This window comes from Anaerolineales bacterium, from assembly GCA_037382465.1.
Lineage (GTDB): Bacteria > Chloroflexota > Anaerolineae > Anaerolineales > E44-bin32 > WVZH01.
In genome coordinates, this window is record JARRPX010000044.1 from 20,015 (window position 1) to 33,161 (window position 13,147).

Sequence of the window (13,147 nt, forward strand, 5' to 3'; positions counted from 1 at the left end):
AAGTGCAAACGAACAATTCAGAGACACGGAAGAATTCAAGCCGGACAGCGCGCGTTCCGTACTACAATCTGGCTGTGCGCTTCCTGGCGGTTGGGTTTGTCCTCAGCACGCTCGTCGCGGCAGGCGTCCTGTATCAAGTGGTGCGCGATATGACCGCGGGCTACACGGGAATGGGTCTTGATCCGTTCGAGGCCGTCGGCGGAGATGAGCTGTACACGCCCGAACCGGGCAGCACGCCGACGTTGATCTCCATCCCGGTGCAGCCCAATCCGTGGGACGGGAACGAGCGCGTTACTATTTTGATCATGGGGGTGGATTATCGTGACTGGCTCGAAGGTCAGGGCGCGCCGCGCAGCGACACGATGATGCTCGTCTCTCTCGACCCGATCACCAAACAGGCCAGTCTGCTCTCTATCCCGCGCGACTTGTGGGTCGAGATTCCCGGCTTCGGCTACAACCGTATCAACACGGCTTATCGTTTCGGCGAGAGCTATAAAGTTCCCGGTGGCGGACCGGCCCTGGCGATGAAAACCGTCGAGAAATGGATCGGCGTCCCCATCGGCTTCTACGCCGTCATCGACTTTCATACCTTCGAGAAGATGATCGACGAGATCGGCGGCATCGACATCGTCGTCGAGGAGCGGATCAAGATCTCGCCCATCGACCGCCACCAGCGTTGGCTCGAGCCCGGCCCGCAGCATCTGGATGGGCCGGATGCGCTGGGGTACGCTCGCGTGCGCAAGAACGCCGGCGGTGACTTCGGACGCGCCGACCGCCAGCAGCAGGTGGTCGTGGCGGTGCTCAACCGGCTGGTCAGCCTGGATATGCTGCCCAGTTTGATTCAAAAAGCGCCACGCCTTTACCAGGAACTCTCCGAAGGTGTGCGTACCAATCTTTCGCTGGAGCAGATGGTTCAATTGGCCTGGTCTTCCATACGATTGAAATCTGACGACATCCATCGCGGGGTGATCGGACCGCCGAAGATGGTCGGCTTTTTCACCCGGCCGGACGGCGCCCAGGTGCTGCGGGCGGTTCCCGATGCGATTCGGGAGCTGCGTGACGAGCTCTTCGTCGAAACGAGCGCATTTGGTCCGGTGCCGTGAAACTCATTGAGAAACGACATGACTGATCAGACCCGTCCGCACAATACAAATTCCCAGGATACGCAGGCGCACCGGGCGTCGCTCGGTGAAACGCAGCCCGTCACGCCGCGTCGGTCGACTACGGTCGTGAGGAAATACAGGCCCTGGATCGTCGCCGTTCCGGTCTTCATGATCGTCGTCTTGGGGTTAGCGGGGATCGCCGGGTACAGCGCAGGAATGAAGCAGCGCGAAGCGTCCGGCCTCGCCAACGTGGAGAAGGTCAGCAAAGAGCAGTTCGACACCGGTGTGGATGATTACGTCGCCGGCCGGTACGAACTCGCCCGTCAGCGCATCGAGTATGTACTCGAACTCGATCCGGATTACGAGGGGGCGAGTGAAATGCTGGGCATGATCATGACGGCCCTGAACCAGCCGACACCCACGGTAAAACCGCTGAATTCACCGACGCCCTCCATCACGCCCGATCTGGATTCCCTCGAAGGTATTTTCGGCAGCGCACAGGAGGCTTTCAGCCGCGAGGATTATGACAGCGCTTTGAAGTACCTGCTCCTCTTACGGGCGGAGGACCCCGAATATCGCCTGGCCGAAGTCAACCAGATCATGGCCGTGGCGCTGCGAAACCGGGGTATGGCAAAATTGTATCGCGGCGATCTGGAACAAGGCATCTACGATCTCAACCTGGCCGAACGATTCGGCCCGCTCGACAATCAAGCGGTCAGCTGGCGCAACTCCGCCGCCTTTTTCATGTTCGCCAACAGCTATTACGGATTGGATTGGGCGCTTGCCACGGAATACCTGGGCCAGATCTGCGTGGCGCAGATCTGGGGCGCCTGCTACAAGTATGCCGATGCAGCCAGAGAATATGCCCTGCAATTGATCGAAGACGGCGATTTCTGCAGCGCAAGCTACTATCTCCACGAGTCCCTGGCGATCCGTGAAGATGCTGCCCTGGCACCGACGGCGACCAAAGTCAACCACGTCTGCCAGACCGCCACCGTCACCCCGCCAACGAGCACGCCGACGCCGACCGGCAGCGCCACTGCGACCGTTCCCTACGTTTCGCCGACGCCGACCGCAACCCTCGGCGGAGGTGGCGGTACGACCACTCCGACTTCGACCGCAACCGCAACCGGCTCGCCGACAGCGACGGGGACCTCCGGCGCCTCGCCGACGGGCACATCCACTCCGACGGCAACCTCCACGTCGACATCGACGTCTGCGCCTGCTCCAACCGCAACGCCCACTCCCACCCCGTGAAGATGACCGGCCGGCACAGCGCTCGGCGTTCGACGATGTCCATGCGTTTGGTGTTTCGCACCTGGTGGCCTCTGGCGTTGAGCTGGATGCTCATGGCCTTGGAACTGCCGGTCATTGGGGCCGCTATCGCTCGCCTGCCGGATCCACAGATCAATCTGGCAGCCTGGGGCGGCATCGTCTATCCACTTGCGTTGATCGTCGAAGCGCCGATCATCATGCTGCTTTCCGCCTCGACCGCATTGAGCAAGGATTGGGACTCGTACCTGCGTATACGTAAGTACATGCTCTGGATGGCGGGAGGCCTGACCCTGCTTCACGTGCTGGTCGCCTTCACGCCGCTCTACGACCTGGTGGTGGTGCGCTGGATCGATGCGCCGGCCGAAATCGTGGAACCGGCGCGCCTGGGCCTGCGTTTGTTGCTGCCCTGGACGGGGGCGATCGCCTACCGGCGTTTTCAACAAGGCGTGCTCATCCGCTGCGGACATTCCGGCGCCGTGGGCACGGGCACGATCGTCCGCCTGGCCGCCGACGTTTCCGTGATCGCCCTGGGGCTGATCACGAAGCGCGTTTCGGGAATTGCCCTGGCCGGGTTGGCGATGTCTTCGGGCGTGATGAGCGAGGCGCTCTTCAATGGCCTGCGGGTGCGCCCGGTGCTGCGCGATCAACTCCGCCACGCACCGCCGGCTGCCGAAGCGTTGAGCCTGCGTTCGTTTCTCTCGTTCTACGTCCCGCTGGCGATGACTTCCTTACTCTTCCTGCTGATTCAACCGCTAGGAAGCGCCGCGTTGAGCCGCATGCCGCAGGCTTTGGAGTCACTCGCCGCCTGGCCCGTGGTGTCGGGACTCGTGTTCCTGCTGCGCAGCCCGGGCGTGGCTTTCAACGAGGTGGCCGTGGCGCTGCTGGACGAGCCCGATTCCGGCCCGTACCTGGTGCGATTTGCGCTGCGCTTGATGGGCGTGATGAGCGTATTGCTGCTGCTGATCGTCCTCACACCGATTTCGATGTTCTGGTTCGAGAAATTGACTTCCCTCGACGCGGATCTGGCGCGAATGGCGGCCAACGCCCTGTGGTTCACGCTTCCGCTGCCGGCGATCAGCGTGTTGGTCAGCTGGTTTCAAGGCGTGCTGCTCAATGCCCGGCGGACTCACGCCGTGACCGAGTCCGTGATCTTCGGTTTGATCGTAATCTCGAGCGTGCTGGTGAGCGGTGTGGTCTGGGGGCAGGCGGTGGGTCTTTACGTCGGGTGGCTGGCGTTCAGCCTGGGCATGACGGCCCAGGTGACCTGGCTCTGGTGGCGCAGCCGCAGGTCCTTGTCCGTACTAATGCATTTCAACCTTCAAACTGAGCAGGATTGTTGAGATACAAACAAGATGCGCCGCGATTTCATCGGCGCATCCTGTTATTTCTGGATGAATTGAAATCCATTCCGGGATCAGTCTTCGACGGAGACGACCGCACCCAGGGCGTTGACATTCAACGTCCATGTGCTGCCGACTTCGAAACGTTCGAATTCGGCCTCGCTCTCGGTCGTGTAGGTGTAGCGCTCGTCATCGGCGATGAAAACGATCTCGTACGCCTCGCTTCCCTCGCCTTCCTGCTGACCGGCGAGCAGTGAGACGGCCGGCCAGTAGGGATCCAGATTCGCGCCGCTGGCGCTGATCGTGTCGATCGTGATCCAGTCCAACACCGTGTAGCTGCAGTAATCCTCGTAAATTTCGTAGACACAATCCTGCATAACTTCACCCACGCCGCTGCCGGTGTCCACCGTATACGGTTCACCACATACTTCCTCGGCCCCCGGCACGGGATCGTCGCTCGTATCATAAAGTTCGGGACGGCAGTTGCCGATCTCGGCATCGGCGGGAATGTCGCTGTAAAAAGCCTCGGCTTCGACTTCGCCCAGGGCCAGAATGGGAACGCTGCGCGTCCAGGACACGCTCTGCACCCGTCCTTCCAGGGATTCCGTGTGCGTAAAGAGCATGATCAAACCGACGCAGACGACTACGGCGACGAGGGCCAATCCGATGACCAGGCCGCGCGACATGGGCTTGCCCGGCGCTTTGGGTTTGTCTTCTTTCTTCGCGCGCGTGGCCGCCAGGCTAGCGCCGCAAGATTTACAACTGCGTGCGCTGGCGGGATTCTCCGCGTTGCACGACGGACAGCGGACGGTGCCCGCCGGTCCGCTGCGATGGGCGCCGAGGACTTTGCCGGCCTTGCGAACGGCCGCCTCCGAAAGGTCTCCGCCGCAGCCGCCGCAGAACTTTGCGTCGGCGCGGTTGCGCGCCTGGCAGTAGGGACAATGCCGGTCCGGTCCGGCCTTGGCGCGGGCGATTTTATCGGCATCCGTGAGGAATTTCTCTTCCAGCGGCTGTTCGAATTCGACGTCCTCGGGCATCGGCCCGCCGCAGCCGTTGCAGAACTCGTGCGTGCCCGGGTTGCGCGTTTCGCAGCGCGGGCAGGTCCATTCCAATTCCACGTAACCGAGGCGTTTCTTGGTCATCTGTCGTCTCCTTGTTTTACAATTGCTGTGTTAGCATACATCGTCCGATGGATTTTTGCCAATCGTTCTATGGTCACGAGACTTTTCGGGCCGGAAGTGCGTATAGTGAAATGGGATCCTTTCACAAATTAATAGTCGATGAGGAGAGAGGACATGCGCAAGCTTCTGCGGATTTCAATCATCGCGGCGATATTGTTGGGATCGAGCGCCTGCTATCCCGGTGGTTTTACCTTCAACAACGAGACGGTGCGCCTGCGCGACTCCGGCAAAGTCGAAGTCATTGATTACGATTTCACCGGTTTCGACGGCGTAGATGCCAGCCATGTGTTCGACGTTGATATCGAACAGGGGGATGATTACCTCGTCGTCGTGACTGCGGATGAAACTGTCGTCGAATATTTGGACGTTTCCGCCGTAGGCGGCAGCCTGCGGCTGAGCCTCAAGCCGGGATACAACTACAACTTCAGCGGGCTGACGTTGAAGGCCGAAGTGCGCCTGCCCGATCTGGCCGAAGTGGCGTTGAGCGGGGCGAGCAGCGCCTATCTCCACGGTTTCGAATCGCCGCAGCCGCTGCGGCTGGATCTCTCCGGAAGCAGCCGTGTCGACGGCGAGGCTGTGGTCGGTGTGGCGCGTTTCTCTCTGTCTGGCTCGAGCGAGGTCGATCTGCACGGTTCGTGCGCCAGCCTCGATTTGGATATCTCCGGCGGCAGCACGGCCGATCTGGCGGATTTCTACGCCGAAGACGTGAACGTGAACGCCAGCGGCGCCAGCGAGGCTGTGTTGTGGACCGATGGGACGCTGGACGTCAACGCCAGCGGCGATTCGCGTATAACGTACGTGAGCGGCGCAGATCTGGGGTCGATCCACACCAGCGGCACTTCCTCAGTGCGGGAGCGCTGATTTACGGCGCCTGAATCTTTCCCTGATGAGGCATTCTTTTTCGGGCAACCACGGGGTTGCCCCTACAATGCCATAAAATCACGCGTAGAGACGCCTCGGTGAGGCGTCTATGTGGTTGTAGAGACGGGTTTCAAACCCGCCCCTACATTAATTTCATTTCCCTTACGGGAGAGGGTAAAGGTGGTGTTACCCACTTAGCTCTCAATCATACTGAGCGGAAGGCGCAGCGCAGCGGCGTCTGCAGTCGAAGGACGATCACGGCGCGAACAGCGCAAACAACTCCTCTGCGAAATCGGCGACCAGACCGTTGAGCCTGCTGCCCGCACTGCCGGGGAACACCGGCGGCAAGGGGCTTAGCGCGTAGATCGTGTTGGGGGGATCGTCGTTTAGCCGCACCCAGGGCGGATCACCGTTCAGGGCGGCGTTGACCATCACCACGCCGTGCTCGGGCGTGTCCTGGGAATGATCGTCCTCGAATTGAATGCGCTGGTAGGGCACCTGGACGCTGGCGATGAACGTCTCGGCCTCGCGCTCGCGCCAGAAATCGTCGTCCTCGCACGACGCCATGTACGTGGTCGAACCGATGCCGGGCGCGTCGGGAGAGCAATCGTGCGTCGTGTAGACGCGATTGGCCGGGCCTTCCCAGTCGATGAAGAAGACGATGGGCAGGTCCGGGTAGCGGGCGAGCGTCCCGGAGGCCAACGTGACGCCGAAGGAATAGGAAACCAGGCCGATGCGATCGGGATCGACTTCGGGCCGTGCGGCGACGGTGCGTACGATCTCGGCCAGCCCGTCCTGTCCCACGAAGCCGTTCAGATCCTCTTCGCCGCCGCTGGCGCCGCGTCCTTCCGGATCGAAGATCACGACCGTGAATCCCCGCTCGGCCATGTCCTGCGCCGAACGGCCTGCGCCCGTGAAATCCGAGCTGTCCCCGATCCCGCCGGGGACGAGGATCAGCGTCGGCAGCGCTGCGCCGTCATAATCCGCCGGGGTGAGGATGTAGACGGCGAGCTGCGAGCCGCTGCTGGGGTTCTCGACCCAGAGCAGGCCTTCCTGCACGGGCGGCCTGGCTTCGTCCCCGCAGTCCTGCGGGCAGTTGGCTGCGGTCTCCGGCCCGTCGCAGGCGCCGTCGCCGCAGCGTTTGTCCGCTGCGGATTGCGGCGCCGGCCGCTCGGGGAGATCCGGAGCGGGAGGTTCCGCGGTCAGCGCACTTTCGACTCCGGGGAAGGAGCAGCCGGACAGGATGCAGAGCACGATCAGCAGGGGCAGGACTCTCTTCATCGCCGTACCTCGATTCGGGATGGACGAATCCTACAGCATTTGGACGAGGGGAGAAAGCGAGAGGTTTTTTCCTTCTCCCTGTGAGGGAGAGGGTAGGATGAGGGTGATTTTCCAGCCCCTCACCTCCATCCTCTCCCCTTAGGAGAGAGGAAGCTTCTTCTGATCCTCTCAAGTGGAACCTACATCCCAATCATCCGGAGCGAGCCCCACATTCCATTCATCCTCAGCGGTGTGCAGCGAAGTCGAAGGATAGGCAATACCGCAGCGATAGGCCAGATGATGTTATAATCCCCCCGATCCGCCCCCGTAGCTCAATGGATAGAGCGCCTGACTTCGAATCAGTAGGTTGGGAGTTCGAGTCTCTCCGGGGGCGCCAGCAAACCAGGGCGGCGTTCGTCGCCCTGATTTTGTTCCCATGTCCCGAATTACCTAATTTCGGATCGCCGCGTGCATGATATCATCGAACGAACATGGGCATTGATCCCGTTCTCGAAACAATCCAGGTCGATGCAGCGCTTGGGAAGGGCAGTCGTGCGGAATTCCATTCATGTGTGGATGTTCAATACAGTCGTGAACTTACTGCTCGCGGCGTGTGGTTTTTCGTCCACCCCGTACGCCCCCGCTCGATCCGCCATCGACACGCCGATCGCCTACACCCCGTTTCCCGGCGAGACGCCGCTCTCGACGCTCACGCCCACGATCGAATCTCCCATCTTTGGGCCGGCGCAGTCCGCGCCTGAAGACTGCACGAATGATTCCGAATTCGCGGCCGATCTCGGCGTCCCGGACGGGACCCTGATTCGTCCGGGCGACGACTTCACCAAGACATGGCGCATGCGCAACAGCGGCACCTGCGCCTGGACTCGGGAATACACCTGGGAGCAGATCGACGCCGCGGGCAACCGCCTGCTTGCACTGGAGCCGGTAACGCCGCTCGACGGCGAAGTCCCGCCCGGTGGAACCGTCGACGTCAGCGTCGTGTTGGTCCTGGATGAAAATGCGGAATTGGGCCGCGCGCAGGTCGCCCGTTTCCAACTGCGCAGCCCCGCCGGCGAATACTTTGGATCGAATCTTGACGCGCAGGTGTACGCCGTGAACGGCAGCGGCCGCTGTCCGCCGGAGACAGACGATTTGCGCATCTACATCCACCTGCAGGATCGCTACTGCTTCCTGTACCTGCAGACGGGCGAAGCGAGTCTGCGCCAGGACGGTGCGCTCCGCGTCGGTCTCCCGGTGTCCCAAGGTTCGACGGAAGAACCGCTTCCCGCTGTCGGCATCTACAATATGGGCAGCACCGGCGGACTCGATCTCGATGCCTGGGCCGGGCAGCAGATCAAGGCTGCACAAGATCCCACTCATCCGGCGGATGTGGAGCGCATCCGGCTCGGCGCCATCACCGCCTATGCCACGGACGATTTACCGGGACCGAGCCCGGCGCTGCACGTCTACCTCATGCAGGACGGAGTCGGATTCGAAATCGTCGTCATGCCGATCGAAGGCGGCCGCGCCACAGAGACGCTCGAATTGTGGGAGAATATCCGCACGTCGTTCACTTTCTACGCGCCATGAGGCCCGGCGTTTAATTGCGTGTAGCCAATATATAGAGCAAACAGATGAGGTGAGATGCATGGAAACGATACAGGTGCGCACCCGCTCGCGCGACGAATTGTTGGAGATCACCGACGAAGTGCGCGCCTGCGTGCGCGACTCGGGGATTTCCGACGGGGTGGTCGAGGTCTACGTGCCGCACACCACGGCGGGCGTCACGATCAACGAAAACGCCGATCCCACGACCGAAGCCGACATCCTCGCCGACCTCGATCGTCTGATTCCCTGGCGGCAGAGCTACTACCGCCACATGGAAGGCAACAGCGCCGCACACTTCAAGGCCAGCCTGATGGGGGCCTCGGTGCGCGTGCTCCTGCAGGGTGGCCGGCTGGTGCTGGGTACCTGGCAGGGGATCTTCTTCTGCGAGTTCGACGGCCCTCGTACTCGCAAAGTCCACGTTCACGTCTCGCCCGGATGACCGATGCGGTGGTTGTTGGAGTGCATTGCTATTAAACCAAGCCGCTCGATATCCGGCCGTTCGTTCACTTGGATTTTGAGAACTAATTTCGAATCGAATATTGCCATATTTTCGTCTCAACGACGCTGAAACGGTAAACCGCAATATCGCCTCTTCATTACCACACAAAACCAATGCCCAGGATTGCTGCTGGATCCCCCACTTGACGGGATTCCTTTCGAAACCTGTGGACATTGTTTTATTTTATTTACCAAAGGACATCTCCCACAGCTCCTTTATTTCGCGCAGTATGGGACCATCTGCCCATATGGATCGAATCGCCATATGACGAAATATTTCCTATACTGCACGTATGCAGCCCGGTTGAATCCGTGTTTTGATTGGTGTTGGGATATCGGTTTACGGCAATATTCGATTGGATGAAAGAAAAAAATGTCAGATATATTCATTTCTTATTCGCGAAAAGACATCGCCTACGCACGCATCCTCCATGAAGGACTTCAAGCGCAAGACCTGGAAACCTGGATAGATTGGCAGGATATCCCCCCCAGTACAGAGTGGATGCAGGAAATTTACACCGCAATCGAAGAGGCGAATACCGTCGTTTTCATTCTCAGCGCCTCATCCATCCTTTCCGAGGTGTGCAATGAAGAGATCGAGCATGCCAGGGAAAACAACAAGCGCATCATCCCCGTCGTCATCGACGATGTCGATCCCAGTAAGGTTCATCCAGCGTTAGCGGCGATCAATTGGATCTTTTCCCGTACACAGGACGAGCTGCAGCCGGCCATAGATAGTCTGATCGAAGCGATCCAAACGGACTACGATTGGGTCAAGGCGCACACCCGATTGCAGGTGAGAGCGTTGGAATGGGAACGCGAACGCCAGGACAGGAGCTATTTACTTCACGGCACCGACCTGCATCAAGCAGAAGACTGGCTGGCGGAATCCGTCGCGAAAGCGCCGGAACCGACGCTCACCCAAACCCGCTACATTCAGTTCAGCCGCCAGGAGGCGATGAAAAGGCAGCGTCGATCGTTGATATCTATCGGCGCGGCGTTAATCATCACTCTCGTTTTGGGAATTATTGCCGTGATCAATGGACAGCGCGCCCAACAAAACGCGCTCAGCCTGGCGACCCAGGTGGCGATTGCGGAAGAACAGAGAGGGATTGCGGAAGAACAGAAAGGGATTGCGGAAGAACAGAAAGGGATTGCGGAGGAAAACGCACATCTCGCCCACATTCGAGAATTAACCGCGATCAGTCAACAGAGCGGAATCCGTTTTGACGTCGCGATGCTGTTGGGTGCAGAAAGTTTTAACGAGATAGAGAACTTTCAGACCTCGAACAACTTGTTTAAATTGAACCTTCAGTATCCGAAAGTGTCCCGGATCATCATGCATGAAGGCGTACGAAGCGTCGCGATCAGCCCGGATGGGAAGATCCTGGCTTCCGGATCGGCAGACGGTTCCATCATGCTGTGGGACATGGCCAGCGTTCAACCTCTCAGCGATCTCCTGCGAGGGCACGATTCCACGGTCTGGACGTTGGATTTCAGTCCGGACGGAAAGTGGCTCGTTTCTGGCAGTGAAGACCAAATGATCATCCTGTGGGACGTGGACAGCGGGCAAGAGATTGAACGAATAAATACGTCCATGGATATCAGAAACGTCGCTTTCAGCCCAGATGGAAGGACGATCGCTTCTATTGATGCTTCGGATCAAGGAGGTCATGTCGTCCTTTGGGACGTCGACAGCATGCAAGCCGTCGGAGAACCGCTGGGGGAATTCTGGGGTGGGACAGGTGAGGTAGCCTTCAGTCCGGATGGGGAAAAATTGGCATGCGGATTTGGAAACGTGATGATCTGGGACCTTTCCGGCGAGCAGCCCATCGCGGAGCCTTTACAGGGAAATCCGGAACAGGTAATGACGATCGCCTTCAACCCGGATGGGAAAATCCTGGCTACTGCGGGAGAAGATGTTGATTCACTCATTCTTCTATGGGACGTGGAGAGTAAGCAGCTCATCGGAGAGCCGTTGGAAGGGCATTCAAGTGAAATCATCTCACTCGCTTTCAGCCCGGACGGAGATACACTGGCTTCTGGAAGTCGGGACAGGACGATTGTTTTGTGGAATGCTGCCAGCGGGCAGGCAATCGGCGAGCCGCTGTCGGCGCACATCGCGCGAATCAGCGAAATCGCTTTCGGCCCGGATGGAACGACTCTGGCTTCTGCGAGTGAGGACGACACGATCATCCTTTGGAATGTAGAAGGTGCGGCGTATTCAAAGGAAATCGTGCCCTTGGAAAACAGTGGGGTGACCCGCGACGGATTGAGCGCCGACGGGAAAATCCTCGCTTCAGTAGACGACGATGGCGCCATCCATCTGATGGACATCGAAAGCGGACAACCCTTCGGGGAACCGCTGGAACGGCAAGAGGAAGGGAGCGTATCCAGGGTCGCATTCAGTCCCGACATGAGCACCATAGCTTCTATGGAGGAAGAGAACTCGATCAGCCTGTGGATCGCATCCACCGGGATGCGCATTGCCGGCCCCCTGCGAGGGTTTGGTGCTATTCTGATTTAGCTTTCAGCCCGGATGGGAGATTGCTGGCTTCTACTGCGGGAAATGAAGACAGCGAGATTATTTTGCGGGATGCAGCTTCCGGGCAGCCCATCGGCGATCCCCTTGAATCCAACTTATTCTACGTCTTGAGCATCACATTCAGCCCGGATGGAAAAACCCTGGCTGCCGTCTACGAGGGCGGCGTGTTGCTGTGGGATGTTGATACTCGACAACGCCTCTATGAACCCCTGCAAGGTCACACGGATTGGGTTTTAAGTGCTGCCTTCAGTCCGGATGGAAAAATCCTGGCTTCCGGAGGTTGGGATGGCACCGTCATACTCTGGGATACTGCCAGCGGCCGACGCATCAACGAGCCACTGCGTGGAAGCAATTCAGAAGGGATCGCGATTGTAGCATTTAACCCTACTGGGGATATTTTAGCTTCCGGTTTAACCGATGGCACCATCATTTTTTGGGACATTGCCAGCGGTATGCCAATGGGTCCCGTCCTGCAGGCGCACAGCGCAAGGATCCAGAATATCGCTTTCAGTTCGGACGGGGAAAAGATGATTTCTACGAGCTTTGATGGCAGCGCATATATCTGGGATGTCGACCCGAAATCCTGGATCGAACGAGTTTGTGAAAAAGTTGGCCGTAATTTCACCCAGGAAGAATGGTCGTACTATTTTCCGGGTGAACCTTATCGCAAGACTTGCGCAATATGGCCGGAAGGTGAATGAGGTCTATTTGAAAATTGGATGCCGGAAATAGACTCCTCGGGATTCTTCGAAGGAATCTAAACCATCGTAAGCGAGCGGTGCGATGCAATCGCTGCCGGCGGCGCGTTCGCCGGCGAGATGAAGCCATAAGCAATCGGGACGCGCAAGATTTTCCCGACTTCACTTTCGGCCTATACTTAAAAAGAAAATATTTCTTCCTTCCAACATGAATAAAAAGGATCCACGTTAATGAATGCCAGAACCAATCAACACAAGATGGTTATCCGGGGCGACGTCGTTATCGATTGGAACATAGCCGAAAACCCTTCCGTGCGATCCGACTCATGGTCGCAGGACAAACATGCCTCGATCTCTCGCGCCCGGGGCGGTGCCCTGCTGCTGGCCGACCTACTCCAGGCTTGGATTCGGGTTGAGAAAGCAGCTTCTCTGTGTTCAGCGAAGATCGATGCCGTAGAGATCGACCTGGAGCAGATCGTCCCTGGAGATATGCGCCACCATCACGCCTACAATCTGCTGAAGCCCTACCCGACGAAAGCGGGCGAGACATGGCGAGTATCCCGCTTCCTGGGATTCGAGCGGAAATCCAATCCAGAGTCAGTCTTCGTACCCGGCAAGGCATCCTCCGGCAGCAGCTTGCTGGTGCTGGACGATGCCAATCTGGGTTTCCGTCAGGAAAGCGAAGCATGGCTGCCGCTGTTGGATAGCGCAGGTAATGAATCCTGGGTTGGGAACGCACCGCTCAGGACGTCTTCTGGGAACTGACGCACAATCCAGA

At 58.9% G+C, this 13,147-nt stretch carries 11 protein-coding genes and 1 tRNA gene; 10 read left to right on the top strand and 2 right to left on the bottom strand.

The genetic code is table 11. From position 1 onward, the window contains the following. The first annotated feature begins 2 nt into the window (after nt 1-2). The 3 genes from P8Z34_11730 to P8Z34_11740 are packed head-to-tail and all read left to right on the top strand — an operon-like array spanning nt 3 to nt 3,718. Complete coding sequence (locus P8Z34_11730; GenBank protein ID MEJ2551343.1) at nt 3-1,103, top strand: LCP family protein; 1,101 nt, start codon at nt 3-5, stop codon at nt 1,101-1,103. Nucleotides 1,104-1,121: 18 nt separating this feature from the next. Then, complete coding sequence (locus P8Z34_11735) at nt 1,122-2,360, top strand: hypothetical protein (protein ID MEJ2551344.1); 1,239 nt, start codon at nt 1,122-1,124, stop codon at nt 2,358-2,360. A gap of 35 nt (nt 2,361-2,395) precedes the next feature. Continuing rightward, complete coding sequence (locus tag P8Z34_11740) at nt 2,396-3,718, top strand: hypothetical protein (GenBank protein MEJ2551345.1); 1,323 nt, start codon at nt 2,396-2,398, stop codon at nt 3,716-3,718. A 74-nt stretch (nt 3,719-3,792) separates the two neighbouring features. On the opposite strand, the gene P8Z34_11745 is transcribed toward P8Z34_11740, so the two are convergent. After that, nucleotides 3,793-4,860 carry a zinc ribbon domain-containing protein gene (locus P8Z34_11745; GenBank protein ID MEJ2551346.1) on the bottom strand — a complete coding sequence of 356 codons (1,068 nt, stop codon included), beginning with the start codon at nt 4,858-4,860 and terminating at the stop codon, nt 3,793-3,795. A gap of 153 nt (nt 4,861-5,013) precedes the next feature. Here P8Z34_11745 and P8Z34_11750 point away from each other — a divergent pair, with 153 nt between their 5' ends. Further along, on the top strand, nt 5,014-5,760 hold the full coding sequence (locus tag P8Z34_11750) for a DUF2807 domain-containing protein (protein ID MEJ2551347.1): 747 nt from the start codon (nt 5,014-5,016) through the stop codon (nt 5,758-5,760). Between the two features lie 255 nt (nt 5,761-6,015). Here P8Z34_11750 and P8Z34_11755 read toward each other — a convergent pair whose 3' ends face one another. After that, on the bottom strand, nt 6,016-7,041 hold the full coding sequence (locus P8Z34_11755) for an alpha/beta fold hydrolase (protein ID MEJ2551348.1): 1,026 nt from the start codon (nt 7,039-7,041) through the stop codon (nt 6,016-6,018). Between the two features lie 300 nt (nt 7,042-7,341). Between P8Z34_11755 and P8Z34_11760 the strand changes: the two genes are divergently transcribed. The 6 genes from P8Z34_11760 to P8Z34_11785 all read left to right on the top strand — a co-directional run bounded on the left by P8Z34_11760 (nt 7,342) and on the right by P8Z34_11785 (nt 13,134). Next, a tRNA-Arg gene (locus tag P8Z34_11760) sits at nt 7,342-7,417 on the top strand. A 194-nt stretch (nt 7,418-7,611) separates the two neighbouring features. Next, nucleotides 7,612-8,610, top strand: a complete 999-nt coding sequence (locus P8Z34_11765) for an NBR1-Ig-like domain-containing protein (GenBank protein ID MEJ2551349.1) — start codon at nt 7,612-7,614, stop codon at nt 8,608-8,610. Nucleotides 8,611-8,668: 58 nt separating this feature from the next. Then, entirely contained in the window at nt 8,669-9,067 is a 399-nt protein-coding gene (locus tag P8Z34_11770) for a secondary thiamine-phosphate synthase enzyme YjbQ (protein ID MEJ2551350.1), read from the top strand. Between the two features lie 432 nt (nt 9,068-9,499). Next, nucleotides 9,500-11,653, top strand: coding sequence for a TIR domain-containing protein (locus P8Z34_11775; GenBank protein MEJ2551351.1), 2,154 nt, complete (start codon nt 9,500-9,502; stop codon nt 11,651-11,653). Between the two features lie 20 nt (nt 11,654-11,673). Continuing rightward, nucleotides 11,674-12,372, top strand: coding sequence for a hypothetical protein (locus P8Z34_11780; protein MEJ2551352.1), 699 nt, complete (start codon nt 11,674-11,676; stop codon nt 12,370-12,372). Between the two features lie 228 nt (nt 12,373-12,600). Beyond that, nucleotides 12,601-13,134 carry a hypothetical protein gene (locus P8Z34_11785; GenBank protein ID MEJ2551353.1) on the top strand — a complete coding sequence of 178 codons (534 nt, stop codon included), beginning with the start codon at nt 12,601-12,603 and terminating at the stop codon, nt 13,132-13,134. Nucleotides 13,135-13,147: the final 13 nt, after the last annotated feature.